Origin of the sequence: Streptomyces naganishii JCM 4654 (genome assembly GCF_014650575.1) — a bacterium.
Taxonomy (GTDB): domain Bacteria; phylum Actinomycetota; class Actinomycetes; order Streptomycetales; family Streptomycetaceae; genus Streptomyces; species Streptomyces naganishii.
Genome location: NZ_BMVF01000004.1, coordinates 134,989 through 157,106 on the forward strand (window position 1 = coordinate 134,989; position 22,118 = coordinate 157,106).

Annotated in this window: 17 protein-coding genes and 2 pseudogenes; 10 read left to right on the forward strand and 9 right to left on the reverse strand. The window is 71.6% G+C overall.

Translation table 11 applies throughout. The features are described 5' to 3' along the window. Window positions 1-115 precede the first annotated feature (115 nt). Complete coding sequence (locus IE217_RS08580; protein WP_190177144.1) at window positions 116-538, forward strand: VOC family protein; 423 nt, start codon at window positions 116-118, stop codon at window positions 536-538. Window positions 539-600: 62 nt separating this feature from the next. Here IE217_RS08580 and IE217_RS08585 read toward each other — a convergent pair whose 3' ends face one another. Continuing rightward, window positions 601-1,560: an NADP-dependent oxidoreductase gene (locus tag IE217_RS08585; protein ID WP_190177145.1), complete on the reverse strand. Its 960-nt coding sequence runs from the start codon at window positions 1,558-1,560 to the stop codon at window positions 601-603. 57 nt (window positions 1,561-1,617) lie between these two features. On the opposite strand from IE217_RS08585, the gene IE217_RS08590 reads away from it, so the two are divergent. Further along, a complete protein-coding gene (locus tag IE217_RS08590) occupies window positions 1,618-2,226 on the forward strand; it encodes a TetR/AcrR family transcriptional regulator (protein ID WP_190177146.1) in 609 nt (202 codons plus the stop codon). Window positions 2,227-2,247: 21 nt separating this feature from the next. On the opposite strand, the gene IE217_RS08595 is transcribed toward IE217_RS08590, so the two are convergent. The 3 genes from IE217_RS08595 to IE217_RS08605 form a co-directional block, all read right to left on the reverse strand. Continuing rightward, on the reverse strand, window positions 2,248-2,793 hold the full coding sequence (locus tag IE217_RS08595; protein WP_190177147.1) for a cysteine dioxygenase family protein: 546 nt from the start codon (window positions 2,791-2,793) through the stop codon (window positions 2,248-2,250). A 104-nt stretch (window positions 2,794-2,897) separates the two neighbouring features. Then, window positions 2,898-3,803, reverse strand: a complete 906-nt coding sequence (locus tag IE217_RS08600) for a LysR family transcriptional regulator (protein ID WP_190177148.1) — start codon at window positions 3,801-3,803, stop codon at window positions 2,898-2,900. A gap of 141 nt (window positions 3,804-3,944) precedes the next feature. Beyond that, window positions 3,945-7,490, reverse strand: a complete 3,546-nt coding sequence (locus tag IE217_RS08605) for an indolepyruvate ferredoxin oxidoreductase family protein (RefSeq protein ID WP_190177149.1) — start codon at window positions 7,488-7,490, stop codon at window positions 3,945-3,947. Window positions 7,491-8,791: 1,301 nt separating this feature from the next. Between IE217_RS08605 and IE217_RS08610 the strand changes: the two genes are divergently transcribed. The 6 genes and pseudogenes from IE217_RS08610 (at window position 8,792) to IE217_RS08635 (ending at window position 13,561) form a co-directional block, all read left to right on the forward strand. Then, entirely contained in the window at window positions 8,792-9,262 is a 471-nt protein-coding gene (locus IE217_RS08610; protein WP_190177150.1) for a hypothetical protein, read from the forward strand. 40 nt (window positions 9,263-9,302) lie between these two features. Beyond that, window positions 9,303-9,995, forward strand: a complete 693-nt coding sequence (locus tag IE217_RS08615; protein ID WP_190177151.1) for a hypothetical protein — start codon at window positions 9,303-9,305, stop codon at window positions 9,993-9,995. Between the two features lie 77 nt (window positions 9,996-10,072). Then, window positions 10,073-10,528: a hypothetical protein gene (locus tag IE217_RS08620; RefSeq protein ID WP_190177152.1), complete on the forward strand. Its 456-nt coding sequence runs from the start codon at window positions 10,073-10,075 to the stop codon at window positions 10,526-10,528. 276 nt (window positions 10,529-10,804) lie between these two features. Continuing rightward, a pseudogene (locus IE217_RS08625) lies at window positions 10,805-11,404 on the forward strand (transposase family protein); the annotation flags it as partial. A 45-nt stretch (window positions 11,405-11,449) separates the two neighbouring features. Continuing rightward, window positions 11,450-11,581: pseudogene (locus tag IE217_RS08630) on the forward strand (IS5/IS1182 family transposase); the annotation flags it as partial. Window positions 11,582-12,142: 561 nt separating this feature from the next. Further along, window positions 12,143-13,561, forward strand: coding sequence for a M1 family metallopeptidase (locus IE217_RS08635; RefSeq protein ID WP_190177153.1), 1,419 nt, complete (start codon window positions 12,143-12,145; stop codon window positions 13,559-13,561). Window positions 13,562-13,855: 294 nt separating this feature from the next. Here the strand turns inward: IE217_RS08635 and IE217_RS08640 are convergent, their stop codons facing one another. From IE217_RS08640 to IE217_RS08655, 4 genes are all read right to left on the reverse strand, one after another. Next, window positions 13,856-14,857, reverse strand: a complete 1,002-nt coding sequence (locus tag IE217_RS08640) for an alpha/beta fold hydrolase (RefSeq protein ID WP_190177154.1) — start codon at window positions 14,855-14,857, stop codon at window positions 13,856-13,858. A gap of 237 nt (window positions 14,858-15,094) precedes the next feature. Further along, window positions 15,095-17,644 carry an ABC transporter permease gene (locus tag IE217_RS08645; RefSeq protein ID WP_190177155.1) on the reverse strand — a complete coding sequence of 850 codons (2,550 nt, stop codon included), beginning with the start codon at window positions 17,642-17,644 and terminating at the stop codon, window positions 15,095-15,097. Between the two features lie 3 nt (window positions 17,645-17,647). Beyond that, complete coding sequence (locus IE217_RS08650) at window positions 17,648-18,436, reverse strand: ABC transporter ATP-binding protein (RefSeq protein WP_190177156.1); 789 nt, start codon at window positions 18,434-18,436, stop codon at window positions 17,648-17,650. Then, entirely contained in the window at window positions 18,433-18,684 is a 252-nt protein-coding gene (locus tag IE217_RS08655) for a hypothetical protein (protein WP_190177457.1), read from the reverse strand. Before IE217_RS08655 ends, IE217_RS08650 begins: the two co-directional genes overlap by 4 nt. Before the next feature lie 194 nt (window positions 18,685-18,878). Between IE217_RS08655 and IE217_RS08660 the strand changes: the two genes are divergently transcribed. Next, window positions 18,879-20,177 (forward strand): sensor histidine kinase, encoded by a 1,299-nt coding sequence (locus IE217_RS08660; protein WP_190177157.1) that lies wholly within the window; start codon window positions 18,879-18,881, stop codon window positions 20,175-20,177. Beyond that, window positions 20,165-20,821: a response regulator transcription factor gene (locus tag IE217_RS08665; RefSeq protein ID WP_190177158.1), complete on the forward strand. Its 657-nt coding sequence runs from the start codon at window positions 20,165-20,167 to the stop codon at window positions 20,819-20,821. The genes IE217_RS08660 and IE217_RS08665 overlap by 13 nt, the downstream gene beginning before the upstream one ends. A gap of 116 nt (window positions 20,822-20,937) precedes the next feature. Here IE217_RS08665 and IE217_RS08670 read toward each other — a convergent pair whose 3' ends face one another. Beyond that, window positions 20,938-22,056, reverse strand: coding sequence for a YeiH family protein (locus IE217_RS08670; protein ID WP_190177159.1), 1,119 nt, complete (start codon window positions 22,054-22,056; stop codon window positions 20,938-20,940). Window positions 22,057-22,118 lie beyond the last annotated feature (62 nt).

Consider the following 22,118-nt stretch of genomic DNA (forward strand, 5'->3'; position numbering starts at 1 on the left):
ACAACCTGTCCGCCACCCCTGCGAGCGTGGACACCGTCCGGCCCACGGACGCAGAAGCGCAAGCACGCAGCACAGGCACAAGCACAAGCGGCGAACCGTACGCGAGGAGAGAACCATGTCCGTCACGACCACCACACACCTGAACTTCCGCGGCCGGGCGCGGGCGGCGCTCGAGCACTACCAGTCCGTGTTCGGCGGACGCGTCACCATCGTCACGTACAAGGACATGGGCGACGTGCCGGACGAGAAGGAGGCCGACTGGGTGGTGTGGGGCGAGGTCGCGGGCGATGGCGGCTTCCACGTCATGGCCTACGACGTGCCCTCCCGGCTGCCCTGGGACCAGGGCAGCAACCCGTTCTTCGTCTCCGTGCGCGGTGACGACAGCGACGAGATCAGCGCCCTGTGGGAGAGGCTCGCCGAAGGCTCGACGGTGGTGCAGCCCCTCGCGCCGTCGCGGTGGGCCCCGCTGTACGGCATGCTCACCGACCGCTTCGGCGTGACCTGGGTCCTGGACGTGACGGCCCCCTACAACGGCTGACCCGCACCCCTCTTCCGCACGGCCGCCCCGGTCCGGCCTGCCCAGCGCTCGGGCCGGTGCGGCTAGAGGTCGATGACGACCTTGCCCCGGACATGCCGGCCGGCCTGGAGCTCGGCCGCGCGGCGGATGTGCTCGATCGGGAAGCTCGCCGCGACGGGCACCCGCAGTCGGCCCGCCGCGACCAGGCGGGCGATCTCCTCCAGGGCGCCGGGAGCGGCGTTCGCGCCGTTGGCCGCCGTCACGCCGTCGACCTGCGCGGCGACGGTGCAGATGCGGCTGTCCGGGACGCCGAGTTCTCTCGCGACGTGCACGGTGTCCACGCCGTGCAGGTCGACGGCGGCGGTGACGCCGCCGGGAGCGAGCGCTCGGACCCGGTCGGCCAGGCCGTCGCCGTAGGCGACCGGTTCGGCTCCGAGAGCGCGCAGGTGACCGGCCGATGCCGCCGATCCCGTCCCGATCACGCGCGCTCCGGAGATCCGGGCCAGTTGGACGGCGAACACCCCGACCCCGCCCCCGGCGCCGCCGATCAGCAGGGTGTCGTCCGGGCCGGGGCCGATGGCGGCGAGGGCGGCGGCTGCCGTGCGGCCCGCGATCGTGAGGGTGGCCGCGGTGCGGTCGTCGACGCCGTCAGGTGTGCGGTGGACCTCGTTCGCCGCGGTCTTTCCGGACGCGTCGACCACCACGAAGTCGGCGACCGCGCGGGACAGGGCGCCCCCGAACACCCGGTTGCCGGGCGCGAAGCCGCTCACCCGGTCACCGACCTGGTCGACCACACCCGCGTAGTCGGTCCCGAACCCGACCGGCAGGGTCAGGCCGAACCGGGCGGCGGTGTCCGCGTCGGCGGTCATGATCCAGTCCATCGGGTTCAGGCCGGCCGCGGTCACCCGTACCCGGACCTGTCCAGGACCGGCCTGCGGTGCGGGAACCTCGCGGACGTCCAGGACCTCGGGGCCGCCGAACGAATCCAGCTGGACCGCCCTGCTGCCGCCTGCGGGCTGTTGCTTGCTCTGTGCTGCCTGCATGTGCGCCTGTCTTCTCGAGGCGGGGGAACACGCCGAAACGGACTATGCTCCGTTTACATGAGCGACCGTAGCACAAACGGAGCGCGTTCCGTTTCCAGTCGGGCGGAGGTCCGCGCGCCACGGGCCGACGCCGCCCGCAACCGCGACCACTTGCTCGCTGTGGCGACCCGCGTCTTCATGTCGGCCGACGCCGAGCCGTCGATGCGTGCCATCGCCAGTGAGGCCGGGGTCGGCATCGCCACGCTCTACCGGCACTTCCCGACCCGTGAGTCACTGGTCGACGCGGTCTACCAGGACCAGGTCGTACGGCTGACGACCGGCGCCCGCGAGCTGCTCGGCCAACATCCGCCGGCCGCCGCGATGCGGCGCTGGATGGACTTGTTCGGGGACTGGATCGCCGCCAAGAACGGCATGCTCGACACCCTGCTCGCGATGATCGAGTCGGGCGAGATCACCCATGCGCGGACCCGGACCGAACTGCTGACGGCCATCACCACGATCCTCGACGCCGGCCGCGCGGCAGGCGACCTCCGTTCCGACGTCACCGCCGAGGACATCGCCGCCTCGCTCATCGGCATCTTCACCGTGGCCCCCCGGTCCGGGCGCGGAGACCAGGCGGGCCGCCTGCTGAACCTCCTGATGGACGGCCTGCGGCCCGCCCGATGACCTGCCTCGTAGGGCCGGACGTCAGTGGTAGACGCGCCGGACGCTGGAGCCGAGGCGTGTGATGTCGGCGCCGTAGATGTGCAGGGAGACCGCCTTGCCCGGGCCGGCGTTCCAGACCCGGTGGATGTCGCCGGGCGGCGCGAAACCGCAGACCTCACCCTGTTCGTTGACGAAGTCCCCGGTGCGGACCAGCCGGGCGGCGTCGCTGCCGGGAACCAGTTCGAAGCGGCGCTCGTGTTCGCGGCCCGCGTGGACTCCCGTGACGCACCAGGAGACGTGGTCGTGGATGGAGGTGCGCTGTCCGGGCAGCCACACCAGTGCGACGATCGAGAAGCTGCCGTCCTCCTCCGCGTGCAGGACGTGCTGGCGGTAGCGGTCCGGATCGCCCTCGCACTGCCGTTCCGTCAGCAGGTCGCCGGCGCCCAGGTGCGGGGCGAGGCGTTCGGCGACCAAGTGGGCCGTGCGGCTGGGGGGCAGGCCGCGCCGGACGACGTGTTCCACCTCGCGGACGAGAAGGCCGAGCCGGCTGGACACCTCGGTACTTGCGGGGGTCGTGGAAGTGGTCATGCCGGCAGCCTCCGGTGATCAACCCCCTTGTGTCCAACGACAGTTGCTTCGGCAAGCCCCAACGCGAGCTTATGGACGGGCACGGCCGGGGGGCGGCCGGCGGGTCAGCAGCCGACGCGGCGTTCGGCGGCCGCCTTGATCGTGTCGACGACGAGGGCGGTGGCCGGGACCCGCAGGTGTTCGCGCAGCACGTAGGCGGAGACGCGGCGGCGCGCGGCCGGCTGGAGGGCGCGGCCGGCGACCCGGTCGAGCCGCAGGAAGGACAGCACCAGGCCCGGCACCATGGCCACGCCCAGTCCCTCGGCGACCAGTGACTGCATCACCAGGCCGTCGTCGGTGCTGAAGACGATGTCGGGGGCGAAGCCCAACTCCGCGCACTCGTGCAGGAAGTGGGTACGGCAGCGGGTGCAGCCCGCTATCCAGCGTTCCCCGGTGAAGTCGGCGAGGCGTACCGCGCGCCGCCGGGCCTGCGGATGGCCGACGGGCATCAGCACGGTGAGCTGGTCCTCCAGGAGCGGGATCTCGACCACGTCGGCCGGCAGCTTCTCCGGGCGCCCGGGATAGGTGAAGGCCAGGGTGATGTCGCACTCGCCGCGCGCTAACCGCCGGAGCGAGTCGGGAGGCTCGTCGTCGAGCAGGCTCACCCGTATCCCGGGGTGGTCGGCGGCCAGTTGGGCCAGGGCCTCGGGTAAGAGGGTGGCGTTGGCGCTGGGGAAACCGCAGACCCTGACCCGGCCGGCGCGCAGCCTGGTGATCGCGGTGACCTGTTCCTCGGCCGCGGACAGGCTGTCGAGGATGGCCTCGGCATGCCGGGCGAGCGTCTCACCGGCCTCGGTGAGACGCATGCGCCGCCCGGTCCGGACGAACAGCGGGCTGCCCACCGCGCGTTCCAGGGCCTTCATCTGCTGGGTCACCGCCGGCTGCGTGTAGCCGAGGGCCGAGGCGGCCCCCGAGTAGGTGCCGGCGCTGACCACCGCGTGGAAGGTCTTGATGTGCCGTGAATCGAACACGCGTCGAATCATAAGCAGAAGTTGGGGTGCCGGCCGAGGGCGGCTCCGGCCGCACCCCCGGTCACGGCCGGACCCCGGTCACGGCCGGACCCCACCCGGTCACGGCCGGACCCCACCCGGTCACGGGCGGACCCCACCCGGTCACGGGCGGCTTTCCGCAGGGACCGGGGCGGCGCTCTCGCGCAGTTCGGCGACCACGCGCGCCATGTCGGCCCGGTAGCGCTCCACGGAGGCCAGTTTGACGTCCTCGTACCCGCGGACGGCATCGGGCAGTTCGGCCAGGCGGCGGACCACGGGCAGGTTCTCGGCCCTCAGCAGTGCGAGCGCGTCGCTGACCGACTGACGGTACTCGTCGACGAGTTCGCGTTCGAGGCGGCGTACGGGATGCAGGCCGAAGAGGTCCAGGCGGGTGCCTCGTACGCGCCGCAGGGCGTGCAGCAGTCCGAGGGCCGGACGGAACCAGGTCCCGAGAGTGATCTTCCGGTTCACGCCGGCGGCGCGCAGGACGGGCGGGTGAAGAAGGTACGAGCGCCGGCTGCCGCTGCCGAAGGCCGCGGTGATCTGTTCGTCGACGGCCGGGTCGAGGGCGAGGCGTGCCACTTCGTACTCGTCCTTGTACGCCATGAGCTTGTGCAGGTAGCGCGCGACCGCTTCGGTCAGCTCGGTCGAGTCCTCGCCTGCGGCGGCCCGCTCGGCCCGCGCGACCGCGGCGACGAACTCGGCGTACGTGCGGGCGTAGCGGATGTCCTGGTAGCCGATGAGGTCGGCCACGCGGATCGTGAGGAGGCGGTGCAGTTCGGAGTCGGTGGCGGTGGTGACGCGGGCGACGAGTTCGGCGGTGCCAGCGGGCAGGGTGGCCTTCGCGGTCCCCTGGGGCTCCGGGGCGGCCGTGGCCGCGCGCAGGGCGTCCGGGTCGGCGACGGCCTGACGGCCGCGGCGGAAGGCCTGGAGGTTGCGTTCGACGGCGACCCCGTTGAGGGTGATGGCCTCCTCGACGGCCGATGCCGACATGGGCAGCAGGCCGGTCTGGTAGGCGGCCCCGACCAGCAGCATGTTGGCGTACTGCTCGTCGTCGAAGAGCTCGGTGGCCAGTGCGCCGGTGTCCAGGGCGATGAGCTGGCGTACGGTGCCGTCGACGGCGTGGCGTACGGCGTCGGGAGCCGGGAAGCCGACCTGCGTGTCGACCACCATCTGCCCGGTGGGTATCTCGGTGGTGCTCATGACGGCGACGGTGTGGTCCGGGGAGGCGACGCGCAGGTACTTGGGGTCGGTGGCGACGAGCGGGTCGCAGGCGAGGTAGAGGTCGCACCCCTGGCCTGCGATCTTGGCTCCCTGTTCCACGGGACCGGCCGTGATCCGGAGGTCGGAGACGACGGCGCCGCCCTTCTGGGCCAGACCGGTCTGGTCGAGGCTGCGGACGTGGTGGCCGTCGATGACGGCGGCGGTCGCCAGCACCTGGGAGACGGTGACGATGCCCGTTCCGCCGATGCCGGTGATCCGCATGCCGAAGGAGTCGCCGCCCCCGGTGCTGCGGACCGGCTCGGGGACGTCGTCGGCGGCGAGCGGGGCGAGTTCGGGCAGTGCGGCGCGCTTTCGGCCGCCGGCGGCCGGGATGACGGTCATGAACGCCGGGCAGTCGCCGTCCAGGCACGAGTAGTCCACGTTGCAGGAGGACTGGTCGATGCGTGTCTTGCGGCCGAACTCGGTCGAAGTGGGGTGGACGGAAAGGCAGTTGGACTTGCGGCCGCAGTCGCCGCAGCCTTCGCAGACGCGCTCGTTGATCCAGACGCGCTTCGCCGGGGTCTCGGCCTTGCCGCGCCGGCGGGCCCGCCGCTTCTCGGCGGCGCACTCCTGGTCGTGGATGAGGACCGTGACACCCGGGGTGGCCTTCAGTTCGGCCAGCGCGTCCTCGATGCGGGCCCGGTCGAGCACGCGTACCGATCTGGGCAGGCGGGCCCGGGGGACGCGCTTCCGGTTCTCGGTGGTGATGATCACCTTGGCGACGCCCTCGTCGAGGAGCGTGGCGGCGAGCCGGTCGACCGGCAGGGCGCCGACGGCGTCCTGTCCGCCGGTCATGGCGACCGTGCCGTTGTAGAGGAGCTTGAAGGTGACGTTGACTCCGGCGGCGACCGCCGCCCGCACGGCCAGGCTGCCCGAGTGCATGAAGGTGCCGTCGCCGATGTTCTGCACGAAGTGGTCGTCGTCGACGAACGGTTCCATGCCGATCCACTGGGCGCCTTCGCCGCCCATCTGGGTCATGCCGACGACCGTGCCGACCTGTTCGGCGTCCATGAACAGGACCATCGCGTGGCAGCCGATGCCCGCGCCGACCAGCGAGCCGCCGCCCGCGGTGGTGGAGGTGTTGTGCGGGCAGCCCGAGCAGTAGTAGGGGCTGCGGTTGAGCAGCGGCAGGGACAGTGAGGCGCGGGGCCTGGGCCGGCGGCGCCAGGCGCGGGCGGCCTCGATGCCGAGCGGGGCGAGCACCTTGGACAGCCCGGCGGCCACGTCGTCCGCGTCGAGCTCTCCGGAACGGCTGAACAGGGGCCGCCCGTCCGGGCCTTCCTTGCCGTGGACCGCGGGGGCGCCGGAGCGGCCGTAGAGGATCTCCTTGACGGCGGCCTCGAGGAACGGCCTCTTCTCCTCCACGACCAGCAGGTGGTCAAGGCCCTCGGCGAACTCGGTGACGGCGTCGCGTTCGAGGGGGAAGATCATGCCGAGTTTGAGGATGCGGATGCCGTAGCGGGCGAGGTCGTCGTCGGTGAGTCCGATGAGGCGCAGGGCCTCGCGGACGTCGAGGTAGGTCTTGCCGGACGTCAGGATGCCGATGCGGTCCGAAGTGCCGTGCTGGACCACGCGGTTGAGGCCGTGCAGGCGGGCGTACTCCACGGCGCGCGGGAGCCGGACGTCGTGCAGGCTGCGTTCGAGGGCCATGAGGTTGGCGCCCAGGAGCATCGCGCTCGGCTTGTGCGGGTTGGGACCGGCGTCGCCGTCGGTGACCGTGATCCGGTCGGGGGCGACGAGCGCGGTGGACGCCGCGTCCGCCACGGCGGTCGTGATCTTCAGGCCGGCCCACAGGCCGCTGAAGCGGGAGAGGTACTGGGCGTGGATGCCGAAGTCCAGGACGTCCTGGGAGTCGGCCGGGTAGAGGGTCGGCATCGCGAGGTCGGCGAGGGTGGCCTCGCTGGCGCACGGCACGCTGGACGACTTCGCCCCCGGGTCGTCGCCCACCAGCGCGACGGCGCCGCCGGCGGGGCCGGTGCCGACGAGGTTCGCGTGACGCAGGGCGTCACAGGCGCGGTCCAGGCCCGGCGACTTGCCGTACCAGATGCCCGTGACACCGTCGTGGCGTGAGGTGCCCACCTGGCCAGCGAGTTGGCTGCCCATGACGGCGGTCGCGGCCAGCTCCTCGTTGAGGCCGGGCTTGTGCACGATGTCGTGCTCGCGCAACAGCGCCTGGCGGCAGGCCAGTTCGAGGTCGTAGCCGGCCAGGGGCGATCCCTCGTACCCGGAGACGAAGGTCGCGGTGCGCAGCCCGTTTCGGCGGTCGCGGGCGGCGCGGTCCAGCAGTACGCGGACGAGTGCCTGGACGCCGGTCAGGTGCACCAGGCCTTCCGCGCGGCGGTAACGGTCGTCCAGACGCAAGCGCCGGCCGGTCTGCTGCCCGACTTCGGTGACGGATGCCGTCATCGCCCTCTCCCTGCCCTCGCGGGGGCAAGGCCCCACCGCACAACTGGACTGATGGGCCAGGAGTATGCGGTTGACGGAGACCGGCTGACAATAATGCGCCGAAAAGTTGGGCCATTGGCCCAGTGAGGGCCGTACTCGGTGCCCGCCGGGCGAGCCGGATGCCCAGCGCCGGCGGGGCACCGCGGCGGGGCGTCGGTATCCACGCCCCAAGATCTCCTGGCGGAACCTGTTGATCATGTGACTGCCGGTTCGGCTGCCAGGCGGACAGAGGGCTCACTGTGCGCTCTGGCACGGGAGGGGTCGCCTCACTGTGCAACGGCGTCCTTCGCACCGCCTTCGTCCGCCGTAGTCTCTGCCGTGCCCGTCCGGCGCCGGACCCGGCAGCGCGCTGGGACGATCCCGCCGGGAGTACGAGGCGTGGCACCGCATGCGTGCAGAGGCGAACGACCACTCGCCGGCTTCTGTCCGAGTACAGGGGGAAACATGAGGAAGACCGTCAAACTCAGTGCCATCGCGGCGATGACCGCGCTGGTCATGGTCGACGTGAGCATGGGGACGGCCCACGCGAGCCCGGGGGACTGGCAGCTTCACACACCCTACGCGAGCAACATGTGTCTGGACGCCGCCTACGCGCCCGGCGACCCGCGCCAGGATCCCTCGAAGAACGGTGACAAGGTGCAGATGTGGGTCTGCAACGGCCAGGCGCAGCAGGGGTGGATCTTCCACCCCCGTCCGTACCCCCAGTGGCGTACCCGCGTTCACCATCACCAACCAGCGCAGCGGCCTGTGTCTGGACATGGACATCAGCGGTGGCACTTACCACAACATCTCCAACGACTACAAGGGACACGTGGTCCAGCTGTAAGCCTCCGCCAACCTGAAGCCGCTGGTCAAAAGGCTGGCGTGACGGGCCTGCGGGGTGCTCACGCTGGTCGTGGGCGGTGGTCTGCGGTGTAGACCGTTTGTCAGCATCTGACATGGCCGGATGACGCCGCGACGCCTTCTTTTTGCTTGAAGCCGCTGTTTGGCGATCTGTAGATTGCGCTGGTCTCTGCTGCCGCAGGCACCTCTGCCGGCCCTTTGACCACGGGCGCGGATGCGGAGATGCCCGGACAAGCCGGGCTGGCCCGGGCGTCCTGGACGCCGGTAAACGGGAGGGATCTATGCGTTCACGCTTCAAGAGGACGGCGTTCACAAGCGCCGCCACACTCTGCATCCTCGGCTCTGCGCTGGCTGGTGGGGCCCATGCACAGCCGGCGCCGGCTCCCCACAGCAGCGCCTCTCCAGCCAAGCTTCAGGTCATGTCGAACGACGAGTACGTCGCGCGCTTCGGTGTGAAGAAGGCGCTGGAACAGGGAGTTCCGCTGCCAGCTGGCACCACCGAGAACAGCCCAGCCCCGCCTCGGGATCCGGGCATTCCCTGGTACCACGTCTACTGGACGTCGCTCGACTGGGAACACCGCGACATACCGACGCGCCGCGGAAACAACGACTTCGGCCTGCATCATGCCTGCACGAAGCACAATATGTGTGGAAAGCACGCGATCACCGCTCCCTATAACGGCGAGCCCGACAGGGAGCACGGCACCCGGCTCGAGTACGACGGTGTCGTCACCGATGGCTCGAGCGTCAGGATGACTACTACCAGCGTGGCTGAGGAAGGCGAAAAGGGTCCCGGTGGGGTCCACACGCCCGACGGCCGCCCCATCGGCACGGTGACCGCCTTCTGCCGCGGACAGACCGTGTGCCCCGACTGGGTCAACAACCTCTGACCCAAGCCCGCAGCGCCAACGTCCGAGGGTAGGAGTTGCTGTGAAGGACATGCACACCACCGACGTTCTGCTGGCGCTGCGGCGCTTCATCGGCGTCCCTGTTCCGGACACCCGTCTACGCCTGCGTGGATTCGTCAGGTCAAACGACATTCTGCGATTGCGTCTGGCAGACCCAGAACGCTGCCAGCTGGTGCTCACCCTGCCCGTGCTCCAGCCCAATGAGGGAAACCCGATGCCTACTTGGTGGTATGTAGGCGCCCTCCGCCATGCCGCGCGATGGGCCGAGACCACCGGTCGGCTGTCCCCCGAAGGGCATGAGGCGCAGGTATTCGACGGCGAAACTCTGATCGCAGAAGGAGTGATTCCCGCTGCAACCGAAACGACCGCGGACGACAGTCTGGACTACGTGATCGGCGATCTCCTCGCTGACCCTGCCTGGCACAGTCAGCACAGTCCCGCTCCCGAGCTGTACCAGCTCATCGGGTTCGACCTTATGGCGGAAGACCGCATCCGGGTATACCTGGAAATTTTCTACTCTCGGCGTACGATCGGCGTGGACTTGGCTGTTGTCGATGACGAAACGGGCGAGCCGCGTTCGACAGGGTGGTGGGCCTCGGCCAAGCTCAACGCCATCCTCACCCCTGACGAGCCAACCACTCTCGCCGTGCACCAGGTGCCGAACGCATACGACCCGAATTGTGACACGGTCTACGACCTAACCCGTTGGGCGTAGCACGCTGCCCGCCTTGCGTGCAGGTCGGTTCCCCATTCCCGTCCACTGCGGCCGGGTCGGCTTCTACGATCCCGTGCATGCTGGATCCCGAGCTGCTGGAACGGGTTACCGCGCGGCGCGCGGAGCTGGAGGAAGCCGAAGAACGGCTAGCCAAGGAGTTGGCGGAGGTGCGGGCCGAGCGGGACGAGCTCGCCGTCGCCGAGCGGGTCCTTGAGCGGGTGAGCGGGCAGCTCGCGGACGAACGTGCCTCGGCCGCGCCGGCGCCCGGGCAGGTGGGCGGGCGTGCGGTGATGCTGATCCCGCCGCGTACGCAGGACGTGAACGACGCCATGCTCCCGCCGGACTACCAGCGCATTCTCGCCGCCGTGCGGCAGGCAGCGGGGCCTGTCATGGCCCGGCAGGTCGGTGACTCGCTGGGAATCGATGTCAGCGTTCGGTCGAAGCTGGAACCGCTGCGCGGCAAGCTGGTCAGACTCGCTGATCGCGGCTGGCTGCGCAAACTGCCCGACGGCCGGTTCACCACCCGCCTGTGACTTGCGCCGCCGCCTGCGGACAGCGCGAAGGAGACGTAACCACGGTGCCCCGGCGGCCGTTGGAATTGTGTGACGAAAACCAAAAAGCACGCCGAGGGCACCTGCCCGCTTGTCTACCAGTGCCGCCTGCCACTGTCTACGCGGACCGTCAACCACCTCGCCGACCTGCTACAGCGTCACCTGAAGGCGATCCAGTCCAGGTGGCGAATCCTGCCGCCCGGGAAGATCGCGGTGATCGTCCTGGCCGTTCTGCGCCACGACCAGCGCCTGGCCGACATGGCCGGCGGCAACAACGTGTCCGAGTCCACCGTCCGCCGCTGGCGCGACGAGCTGATCACCCTGCTCGCCGCGCAGGCACCGCGCCTGGACCGCGCCCTGAAGAAGATCGCCAAGCAGGGCAAGGAGGTGGTCCTGCTCGACGGCACCCTCATCGCCACCCAGCGCCGCACCGGAAAAGCCGACCGGCGCAACTACTCCGGCAAACACCACCATCACGGCCTACACTTCCTCGCCCTGACCGAGGAGGGAGGCCGCCTGATCTGGATATCCGCCGCACGGCCCGGCCGCACCCACGACAACACGGCCGCCCGCCACGACCGCATCCTGGCCCACCTGCGCGCCACCCGCCTCGGGGCACTGGCGGAGCTCGGCTTCCGCGGCCTGGACAACGACGTACTCGACCCCGTGATCGTCACCGGCTTCCACGCCAGCCGCACCCACAAGCTCACCCCCGGCGAGAAGACCGCCAACCGTGTCCTCGCCGTCGGACGCGCACCGGTTGAACACGGCTTTGCCCACCTCAAGAACTGGCGGACCCTGACCAAGCTCCGCACCGATCCCGCTCACGCCACCCGCCTCCTGCGCGCCCTGCTCGTCCTGACGAACCTCGCCCACCGGATCAGCACACCCAGGGCCGGGACCCGTGGCAAGGTAGAGGTCCTGGCGGCCATCGTGTTCGGCGCCACGTCAGGCTGCGCGTGCAACCAGCTCCCGCCCGGCTTCGGCCCGTCGGGCGTCACCGCGTTCCGCCGGTTCACCGATCCGTCGGACGCCTAAAGGTCTGCGCGTCCCAGCATGTCGGCGAGGGGAATGCCGGTTCGTGCCGCTGCGATTCGACGGGCGCGCAGCTGAGCTCGGGTGCGGGGACGGGACTTGGGTGCCTTGCCGCAGCCGCACGGTTCGCGGCCGTCGTAACGCAGTCCGGCGTCGAGAACGGCGGCCACGACAGTCCACGCCCGGGTGTCGCGGCGTCGCGGTGCCGCGAAGTCGTGGCCGGCACAAGCCATTGGCTCCGAGCATCGAGGGCATCGGTGCTCGCCGGGCCCGGGGTGCCGCTTGAACGCGACACGGCAACGGACGCACGCGTAGTGCAGCTTGTAGGGCTTCTCGGCGTAATAGCACACGAGATCAACCTATCTGGCAGTGCGGCGGCTTGCGAGACGGTTTTCGTGGCCGGGGCATGGCTGGGTGAGGATCCGGGCCCGGAGAAGTCCGAACGCGGCTGCCCGGCGGGATGAGCGGCGGGCTCGGACCCCGCACCGCCCCGGGAACCGCAATCCGCCGGTCGGCGTCGAAAGGCCGATGAGACCGATGGGGGACATTCGATTGACCACAATGGCCAGAATCACCGGACCGGTCACGATGCTCGTTCTCGTGGCGGCTGCCGGGTGCACGAGCACCGCCCGGCACCCGGACGAAACGGACAACCCGGTTCCGGCGGCTGAACGGGGCGCGGCGGGAGTGGGCGACCGGCTCTTTCCGACGCTGGGAAACGGTGGCTACGACGTCACGCACTACGATCTGAAACTGGAGTACGCCCCTTCGACCAACCATCTCAAGGGAACCGCGGTCATCACCGCGCGTGCGACGTCGAACCTGCGGAGCTTCAACCTGGATTTCGCCGGGATGAAGGTACGGAACACCAAGGTGGACAATTCCGGCGCCGCCTTCAGCCGCGCCAAGAACGAGTTGACGGTCACGCCGGCGAAAACTCTCAGGAAGGGCGATTCCTTCCGGGCGGAGGTCGCCTACGACGGCACGCCCCGCACGATCGACGGGGACGAGGGCTGGATCGAGACCGACGACGGCTCGACCGCCCTGGGCCAGCCCGTGGGCTCCATGGTCTGGTTCCCGGGCAACCACCACCCCTGCGACAAGGCGTCCTACGACATCACGGTCAGCGTTCCGAAGGACGAGTCCGGTGATCCCTACGATGTCGTCGCCAACGGGGAGCTGGTCGGCCGGAAGGACGAGGGCGACCGGACCACCAGCCACTGGCGCAGCAAGGAGCCCGCGGCGAGCTATCTCGCCAACGTCTCTGTCGGCTATTTCCAGGTGACCAAGGGAAAGAGCGCCGGGGGCGTGCCCCTCTACATCGCCATGGACCCGCGTGAGGCGAAGCACACGAAACAGCTCACGCGACTGGTCCCGCGGGTCACCGACTGGGCGGCCCAAAATTTCGGCCCGTACCCCTTCTCCACCACGGGCGCCGTCCTGGACCACCATCCCGGTCTCGGCTATGCCCTGGAGACGCAGACCAAGCCGTACTTCGACTCGGCGCCCGACGAGAAACTGCTGGTGCATGAACTGGCGCACCAGTGGTTCGGCAATTCGGTCACCCCGAAGAAGTGGAAGGACGTCTGGCTGAACGAAGGTCTCGCCACCTACGCCGAATGGCTCTGGGACGAACAGCAGGGAAACAAGCCGGCGCGGGACACCTTCATGTCGTACTACCGGGGCACCCATCCCGAGAGCGACGGCATATGGGACTTTCCCCCGGCGGACCCGCCCAGTGCGGAGGAGGTGCTGGATCCGCCCGTCTACGGCCGCGGTGCCATGGTGATCCACAAGCTCCGCGAGGCGGTCGGCGACGAGGTCTTCTTCCGGATCCTCAGGACCTGGACGAAGCAGCATCGCCACGGCAACGCCGACACCGGTCAGTTCATCGCCCTGTGCAGGCAGATGGCGGGGAAGGACCTGTCCAAGGTCTTCGACGTCTGGCTGTTCGGCAAGAACAAACCGTCACGCCCGTGAGTGCTCGCCCCCGGCGCTCCCGCCGCGGGCGCGGCACGGGTGCTCATGCCGGGGACGACGGGCGCGGTCTTGTCGCCCGACATGACGCTGATCTGCAAATGAGGCTCGCTTCGTACTCGTACCTTCCCAAGAGCGGCACGCTCATCCTCCGCTCCCCCCCGTGAAGGGACCGCCCCGTGTTGGCCGCCGTGGATACATGCCCCCGGGCAGGGATTCATTCCGCACGACGAAGTGTGCCGCGCGATTCCGTGGATCCGCACGGAGCCCGGCGACCGGCGCCGCCGGTCGCCGCCGTCACAGGGCGGCCAGCCAGCCGGTCAGGATCCGGTTGACCTCGTCGGGGCCTTCCTGCTGGATCCAGTGGCCGCAGCCGTCCAGGACGTGGGAGGAAATCAGGCCCGGGAGGGTGACCGGGTACGCCTTGATCGCGTCGGCCATCCAGGTGGTGGAGGCGTCCGCGCCGCCGCCGATGAACAGGGACGGCTGGGTGATGGGGGCGCCGTCGTAAGCGGCGAGGTCCTCCCAGTCGCGGTCCATGTTCCGGTAGCGGTTCAGCGCTCCGGTCAGCCCGGTGCGCTCGAACTCGCCCGCGAAGACGTCGAGTTCGTCCTCGCTCAGCCAGCCGGGCAGCCGGTTCGCCGGGAACCGGTCCCGCAGCTTGCCGTCCCTGCCGACGAAGTGCGGGTCGGGTGCGCCCGGTGCGGGCATGGTGTCGGCGGACAGGGCCGCGTAGATGCCGGCGAGCCAGCCGCGTACGTCGGGCTCGATCTCGGCCTCGGCACGGCCCGGCTCCTGGAAGTAGGAGACGTAGAACTCCTCGTCGCCGCCCATCCGGGAGAAGACGTCGCTGGGGCGGGGTCCACCGCGCGGTGCGTAGGGGACGCTCAGCAGCCCCACGGCCCGGAAGACGTCGGGCCTGAGCAGGGCGGAGTTGGCGGCGATGGCCGAGCCCCAGTCGTGGCCGACGACCACCGCCGACTCCTCGCCCAGGGCGTGCACCACCGCCACGTTGTCCTCGACCAGTTCGAGCATGCGGTACGCCTCCGTCGCGGCGGGCCTGGAGGAGCGGCCGTAGCCTCGCACGTCGACGGCGACCGCGCGGTAGCCCGCGGCCGCGAGGACCGGCAACTGGTGGCGCCAGGAGTACCAGGACTCGGGGAAGCCGTGCACGAGCAGCACCAGCGGTCCGCTGCCCTGCTCGGCGAGGTGGACACGACCCGCGGGCGAGGGCACCAGCCGGTGCGTGATCCGCCCGGGCTCGCCGGCTGCTCCGCGTTCCGCGATGTGCTGCGACATGTGTCTCCTCCGCAAGGGGCGGTCGTTCATGGCTCCCTACCGATCCTGCGCACAACCCCTGCCCCGGCCGAGCACATTTGCCGGTTCGGCAAACCGCGTCGGGACGGCCGGCACCCGGAAGGCTCATGTGGCACGCCCCGTAGGCCCGTTCTGCACCCGTGCGGCGCGGGCGTACGGCACCCGTGCGGGACCGGGGACGGTGACACCCCCGCCCGCTCCGTAAGGCGTGCCGCGCCCTCACGGTGCGCGCAGGGCGTCGGCCGGTGGGACGCTCAGCGCCCTGCGGGTGGGCAACTCGATGGTGAGGAAGGCCGTCGCCGCGAGGACGGCGGCGGTGACCGGCAGCAGCCACGCGGGGCCCGCCGGCCAGGGACGGCCGAGGAAGCCCTGCCCCAGCAGGGCCAGCGGCACGGCCGACAACACCAGTCCCGCACCCAGCGCCGCGGCCGTGATGACCGTCGCCTCGCGGCGCATCATGGCGCGGATCTGGGCGGGCGTGGTGCCCACCAGGCGCAGGGCGGCGATCTCCATGCGCCGCTGGGCCGTCGCGGCGACCAGTTTGTTGGCGATGCTGAGCAGCAGGTAGGCCAGCAGGACCACGACGACGGCCAGGTTGATCCACACCTCGGGCGGGGTGCCCTGCCCGCCGGCCGACTCGCGCGCGGTGTCCGTCAGGACCAGGCCGGGGCGGGCCGCGGCCAGCGCGGCGAGCCGGCGGGCGGCGGCCGGGCTGCCGTCGGTGCGCACCAGCAGGCTCCGCGCCGCCCCGCTGGTGTGACCGGCGGCGAGTTCCTGGGAGAGGACCAACGGACCGAAACCCAGTCCGCGGTCGTAGACGGCGACCACCCGGGCCGTCACGTGCGCGCCGTCTCCGAGGACCAGCCGGACCCGGCTGCCCACGCCGGCGTGGCGTTCGCCGGCCGCCTCACCGCTGACGGCGACCGTGGCGCCCTTCAGGCGTGCCGTGTCCCCCTGTCCTACGCCGAGGTCGAGCACGCCCGCCGCGCCGGGACCGAGGATCGTCGCGGACGCCGACTCGCTCGTCGTGTCGCCGTACACGCGGTACCGCCACACCACCGTGGTGCTGCCGACCGGTTCCGCGGCCCGGACGCCCGGCAGCCTTCGTACGGCCGAGAGAGCGTCATCGGGCATGCCGCCCAACAGCGGTGCGCTGAGCCGGTATTGGGCGAGGGTGCCCGTGCGGGTGTCCTGCCGGGTCGCGGCGAGGACGGTGGTCTGCGTCATCGTGTAGGTCAGTACGAAGACGACGCCCATGGTGAGCGGCGTGACGACGCCGGAGAAGCGCAGGGCGTGGGCGCGGATGTTGTTCACCGCCAGCCAGGTCGGCGCCGTCACTCCGGGGCGCAGTCGCCTCGCCGCCGGCCCGCCCGCGCCCTTGAGCAGGGCCGGGCCGCAGAGCGCGAGCCCGATGGCGGCGGCGATGCCCGCGATGGACGTGGAGGAGGCGCTCAGCACGGTCCGGGACAGCAGCGGCGAGACCGACAGCGCGAGCGCCGCCACGATGAGCAGCAGGCCGGTGCGAGTGCGGACGCGGGAGGGCTCGCGGGGTTCGCTGCGGGACTCGGCGACCGCCTCGGTGGCCGGCAGCCGGGACGTGCGCCGGGCCGCGGACCGGGCGGAGACCTGCACCGCCGACAGCATCAGTGCGGCGGTGGCGAGCGCGGGCAACGGGCCTATGGTCAGGGGCAGTTCAGAGGGCACAACGCCACGCGTGGCGAGCACGTGGTGGAAGCGGCCGGCCAGCAGGTAGCCGAGGGCGATCCCCGGGACCATGGCGAGGGCCGCGACGGCGGTGGCCTGGTGGGCGGCCAGGCGGCGGATCTGCCTCGGTGTCGCGCCGACCGCACGCATCAACGCCAGGTCGCGGCGCTGCCCGGCGACTGTCACACCGAGCGCGCCCGCCGTGACGAAGCCGATGACCAGCAGCAGGATCCCGGCAAGGGAGCCCGCGAGCAGCACCAGCAGGGAGCGCGCCGCGCTCACGCCGGGCGCCACGGCCATACCCCGGTCCACGCCGGTGAGCACCTTCAGGCCGGTGCCCGCGATGCGGTCGCGCACGGCGGCGGTCACCCGGTCGTGGGCGGTGGGGGCGGTGCGGAGCCCGATGAGGTCGACGGTGCCGGAACGGGGGCCGCCGCTGCCAACGGCCCGCCACGACAGGCGTATCGCGGTGTCGTCGGAGAAATACACCTGCGCTCCGGGGGCGTCCACCACCGCCGACACGCGGTAGGAGGACGGGGTGCGGGCGGCGGCCGGGGCAGCGCTGGTGACGACCTGGATACGGTCGCCCACCCGGACCCCGGCCGAGGCGGGCACCGCGACCTCGTCGGGACCGGCGGGCGGGCGCCCCTTGATGTGCGGGCCGGCCAGCAGCGCGGTGGACGACCAGCCGTGGCCGGCGGCCTGCGGGCCGGCGGCGGACGGCATCACCTGACCGCGGGCATCGACGAGCGCGGCCGGGAAGCCGATGTCGCCGACCGCCTCGGTGACTCCCGGCAGCGTGGCCAGGCGTGCGACGAGGCCGGCCGGGACCGTGGCGCGTTCGGGCAGCGCGATCGGCAGGTCGCCGCCCGGACGGAACTCCTGGCCGGCCGCTACGACGATGTCGGCGCCGGCGAGCCTGCCGGGCGGCAGGTGGGAGCGCAGGCCGGTCTCGGCGAGCACACCGGTGCCGGTGATCAGGGCGGATCCGCCGAGGACCGCGCAGGCCACGGCGAGCAGCGCGCTGATCCGGTGGGCGGCCATCCGCAGGGCGAGGTGCAGCATGGGTCAGCGCCCACCCAGTGCCACGAGACGGTCGGCGAGCCGGGGCGCGGTCGGGGCGTCCAGGACGTCGACCACGCGGCCGTCGGCCATCACCAGCGCGCGGTGGGCGCGGGCCGCGGCGGCCGGGTCGTGGGTGACCATCACCACCGTCTGCCCGAACTCGTCGACCAGGGCCCGCAGCAGGCTCAGTACCTGGTGGGCGCTGTGGAGATCGAGCGCGCCGGTCGGCTCGTCGGCGAAGACGACCGTCGGCCTGGCCGCCAACGCCCGTACGACGGCAACCCGTTGCTGCTGGCCACCGGACAACTCGGCCGGCCGGTGACGGAGCCGTCTCGCCAGTCCCACCCGTTCGACCAGCGCGTCCAGCCACTCCCGGTCGGGCCTGCGGCCCGCCAGACGCAGCGGCAGCGTGATGTTGTCCTCGATGCTCAGGGACGGAATGAGGTTGTACGCCTGGAACACGAACCCGACGCGGTCGCGCCGCAGTTCGGTGCGGCGGGCCTCGTCCAGGCCGACGATCTCTTGGCCGTCGATGCGGACACCGCCGGACGTGGGCGAGTCCAGTCCGGCCGCGCAGTGCATGAGGGTGCTCTTGCCGGAGCCGGAGGGGCCCATCACCGCCAGGAACGTGCCGCGCGGCACCGTCAGCGACACCTCGTCCAGGGCGCGCACCCCGCCGCCGTACACCTTGGTGACCTGTGTGAGTACGACGGCCGGGTGCGGGCCGGGGATGCCGGGTTCGGCGTGGGCCGCGCCGGGCCGGCGAAAGCCCAGGGCGCTCAGGGCGCTCATCGGCCGCTCCGCAGGCGGCGCACGACGAGCGCGGTGACGGTCAGCGCGGTGACCGCGCCGAACGCGAGGTGTGCGCCGAGGCCGGCGCCGGTCCAGGAGACGACGGTGTTGCCGATCACGCTGATCACCAGGGCCGGCCAGAGCAGGAACCGGACGACTCCCGGGTCACCGGCCCCTCCCCGCGCTTCGTCGGCGCCACCGGACGCGCCACCGGACGGTGTGAGACGGTAGGGATCGGTGTGCGCCATGCGAACTCCTTGGGGGTTCCGGCCTGTCCTGTTGGGAGCACCGACGCTACGGATCGGCGGCCTGCGGGCCGATCCCCTGGGCCGCCGAATCGGTGGTACAGCAGGCTGTACCGGTCCTCACCCGCCGCGGTCCCCGGCTTAAGGTGGCCGGCAGAGTCAGCGGATCGGCTCGGCAAGGAGTGGCGAGGAGGACCATGGCCACCCGGGAGAGGACCACCACCGGCGGACGCACCGGGCGGGGCGGCGAGAAGCGCTCGGACTCCCTCAAGCACACCGTCGTCACCGCCGTCCTGGCGGCGCTCCGCGCGCTCGGACGGCTCGTGGGCGGATTCGGCACCGCCCTGCCGGCCCTGGCTCTGCTCGGCTGGCTCGTCCTGACGGCCGTGACCTCCGTGGTCGGTGTCGGCCTGCTCATGACCCCGGCCGCGCTGCGCGCCCTGCACGCGCTCGCAGGGCGGGAGCGCGGCCGGCTCGCCCGGCACGGCTTCGAGATCGTCGCGCCGGATCCGCCGCCCACCAAGCTGCGGCTCGCCGTCGCGGACGCCACCACCCGCCGTGAGGCGGCCTGGGTGGCGGTGCACGCCACGTTCGGTCTGCTCCTCGGTCTGCTCGGAGTGCTGCTGCCGATCGCCGCCGTGCGCGACACCGTCTTCCCGCTGGTGTGGCCGCTGGCACCGCCGGACGCCACCAGCACCTCCGTGGGCATCGGGGTCGCGCACTCCTGGGCGGAGGCCGCCTCGGTGTCCCTGCTCGGGCTGGGCTGGACCGCCGTCGTCGTCGGCCTCGGCCCCGGCATGGCCCGCCTCCAGGCCCGGCCCGCCGTGCGCCTGCTCGCGGCCGGTCCGGACACCGATCTCTCCCTGCGCATCGCCGAGTTGACCGCGACGCGGGCCGCCGCGCTGGACGCCCACGCCACCGAACTGCGCCGTATCGAACGCTCCTTGCACGACGGCACCCAGAACCGCATCGTCACCGTCACCGTGTTGCTCGGCGCCGCCCGCCGCATGGTGGCCCGCGACCCGGCGGCAGCCGGCGAACTCCTCGAACGCGCCCAGACCGCCGCCGAGGAGGCCCTGGCCGAGTTGCGGACCGTAGCCCGCGGCATCCTGCCGCCCGTGCTGGACGACCGCGGACTGGCGGGAGCGCTGTCCGGCCTGGCCGCGCAGTGCGCGGTGCCCTGCCGCACCGACGTCGACCTGCCGCAGCGGTGCGCCGCCTCCGTGGAGGCGACCGCGTACTTCGTCGTCGCCGAGGCCCTGACCAACATCGCCAAGCACAGCGGCGCCGCCCACACCACGGTCACCGCTCGCGCCCGCGGCGACCGGCTCTGGCTGCGGGTCGAGGACGACGGCCGGGGCGGCGCCGACGAAGCCGGCGGCTCCGGGCTCACCGGCGTCCGCCGCCGAGTCGCAGCCCACGACGGTAGCCTTCGCCTGAGCAGTCCGCACGGCGGGCCGACCGTTCTCGAGGTGGATCTCCCATGCGGATCGTGATCGCGGAGGACGACCCGTTGCTGCGCGAGGGGCTCGCCCTGCTGCTGCGCGCGGAGTCCCTGGACGTGGTCGCCACGGCGGGCACGGCCGAGGAGGTGCTCGAGGCCATCGACACCCACCGGCCCGACGTCGCCGTCCTCGACGTACGGATGCCGCCCACGCACACCGACGAGGGCATCCGCGCCGCCATCGAGGCCCGGCGCCGCCGTCCCGGGCTCGCCGTCCTCGTGCTGTCCGCCTACGTGGAACAGACCTTCGCCACGGAGTTGCTCACCGGGGGCGTCGGCGGTCTCGGCTATCTGCTGAAGGAACGGGTCGGCAGGGTCGAGGAGTTCCTCGACGCGCTGCACCGGGTGGCGGACGGCGGCACGGCCATCGACCCGGAGGTCGTCGCGCAGTTGTTCACCCGCTCGCGCCAGGACACCCGGCTGGAGCGCCTCAGCCCCCGCGAGCGCGACGTACTGGCCCTGATGGCCGAGGGGTTGGGCAACAGCGCCATCGCCGAGCGGCTCGTCGTCACCGACGGCGCCGTGCACAAGCACATCCGCAGCATCTTCGCCAAGCTGGACCTGGCGCCGACCCAGCAGGTCGACCGGCGCGTCGCCGCCGTACTGCACTATCTGGAGGACGCACGCGGCCGCTGACGGGCCCTCCCAGTCCTCTGGGACGCGGGCGGTTGCGGGCGGTTCCCGGCCGCCGGTGACGTCGGCGGGCTTGGCCGCGCGGTGGCACCCGCCCGCGCCCGGTGTTGCCGTTCGGGTCAGATCTGCGCGGAGAGGTACTGCAGGCACAGGCTCGTGACCGACACCACGATCCACAGGCAGCCGCCCAGCAGCAGTGGGCGGTGGCCGGCGCGTCGGAGGCGAGCCATGTCGGTCGACAGGCCGATCGCGGAGAGTGCGACGGTGATGAGGAAGACGGAGAGCGTGCTCAGACCGGAGTGCGCGCGGTCCGGAATGAGCCCGGCGGTGTTGGCCCCGGCGGTGAGCAGGAAGCCGATGAGGAACCAGGGCACCAGCTTGAGCACGTTCACCCGGCCGGTGGGGGCGGGCTCGGCCGGGGCGCCCGGGTGTGCGGCGGCGCGGCGGCGGTTGGCGAGAGCGGCCAGGCCCAGGCAGATGGGGATGATCAGGAGGGTGCGGGTGAGTTTGACGACGACCGCGTACTGGCCCGCCTCGTCCCCGTAGGTGGTGGCCGAGGCGACGACCGAGGACATGTCGTTGACGGCGGTGCCGGCGAACAGCCCGAAGGCGTGCTGGCCCAGCCCCAGCAGATGCCCGAGGAAGGGGAAGAGGAGCACGGCGGCGATGTTGAACAGGAAGATCGTCGACACGGCGTAGGCGACCTCGGCGCTCGCCGCTCCGATGACGGGGGTGACCGCGGCGATCGCGGAGGCGCCGCAGATGCCGGTGCCCACTCCGATGAGGGTGCGCAGGTCACGTGTGATGCCCAGCTTGCGGCCCAGGAAGTAGGCGGCGGTCAGGCAGGCCACCAGCGAGCCCACCATCACCGGCAGCGAACTGCCGCCGACCTCGACGACCTGGGCCAGCGACAGCTGGCATCCGAGCAGGACCACCGCCAGTTGCAGGACGAACTTGCCGGCGGTGACGATGCCCGGCTGGAGCCGCTCGCCGGGGCGGCGCACCGCGGCGATCAGCACACCGGTCACGATGCCCGCGACCGGGCCTCCGACGATGGGGAGCCAGGTGCCCGCGACGGTCGCCACCGCGGCGACGGCCACACAGAGCGCCAGTCCGGGCAGCCGCCGGGTCAGGCGGCCGGGCCGGGTCAGGCCGGCCGTCGTGGCGTCCTGGCCGGAGGGTCGCCCCGGGGGCACGTCACGCCGGCCTGAGGCCTTCTTGCCGATGTCATCGCTCATGCACCAACTCTCGGCAACGTCATGATCAGTCCGGTAGCCCCGCGATCACGAGGAGGTCATTC

Excerpts from the sequence above, each read along its gene's own strand:
- IE217_RS08580 (WP_190177144.1), top strand. The coding sequence starts at position 116 with ATGTCCGTCACGACCACCACACACCTGAACTTCCGCGGCCGGGCGCGG.
- IE217_RS08590 (WP_190177146.1), top strand. The coding sequence starts at position 1,618 with ATGAGCGACCGTAGCACAAACGGAGCGCGTTCCGTTTCCAGTCGGGCG.
- IE217_RS08645 (WP_190177155.1), bottom strand. The coding sequence starts at position 17,644 with ATGCTGCACCTCGCCCTGCGGATGGCCGCCCACCGGATCAGCGCGCTG.
- IE217_RS08595 (WP_190177147.1), bottom strand. The coding sequence starts at position 2,793 with ATGACCACTTCCACGACCCCCGCAAGTACCGAGGTGTCCAGCCGGCTC.
- IE217_RS08585 (WP_190177145.1), bottom strand. The coding sequence starts at position 1,560 with ATGCAGGCAGCACAGAGCAAGCAACAGCCCGCAGGCGGCAGCAGGGCG.
- IE217_RS08635 (WP_190177153.1), top strand. The coding sequence starts at position 12,143 with ATGGCCAGAATCACCGGACCGGTCACGATGCTCGTTCTCGTGGCGGCT.
- IE217_RS08640 (WP_190177154.1), bottom strand. The coding sequence starts at position 14,857 with ATGTCGCAGCACATCGCGGAACGCGGAGCAGCCGGCGAGCCCGGGCGG.
- IE217_RS08610 (WP_190177150.1), top strand. The coding sequence starts at position 8,792 with ATGTCGAACGACGAGTACGTCGCGCGCTTCGGTGTGAAGAAGGCGCTG.
- IE217_RS08660 (WP_190177157.1), top strand. The coding sequence starts at position 18,879 with ATGGCCACCCGGGAGAGGACCACCACCGGCGGACGCACCGGGCGGGGC.
- IE217_RS08665 (WP_190177158.1), top strand. The coding sequence starts at position 20,165 with ATGCGGATCGTGATCGCGGAGGACGACCCGTTGCTGCGCGAGGGGCTC.
- IE217_RS08620 (WP_190177152.1), top strand. The coding sequence starts at position 10,073 with ATGCTGGATCCCGAGCTGCTGGAACGGGTTACCGCGCGGCGCGCGGAG.
- IE217_RS08670 (WP_190177159.1), bottom strand. The coding sequence starts at position 22,056 with ATGAGCGATGACATCGGCAAGAAGGCCTCAGGCCGGCGTGACGTGCCC.
- IE217_RS08605 (WP_190177149.1), bottom strand. The coding sequence starts at position 7,490 with ATGACGGCATCCGTCACCGAAGTCGGGCAGCAGACCGGCCGGCGCTTG.
- IE217_RS08655 (WP_190177457.1), bottom strand. The coding sequence starts at position 18,684 with ATGGCGCACACCGATCCCTACCGTCTCACACCGTCCGGTGGCGCGTCC.
- IE217_RS08650 (WP_190177156.1), bottom strand. The coding sequence starts at position 18,436 with ATGAGCGCCCTGAGCGCCCTGGGCTTTCGCCGGCCCGGCGCGGCCCAC.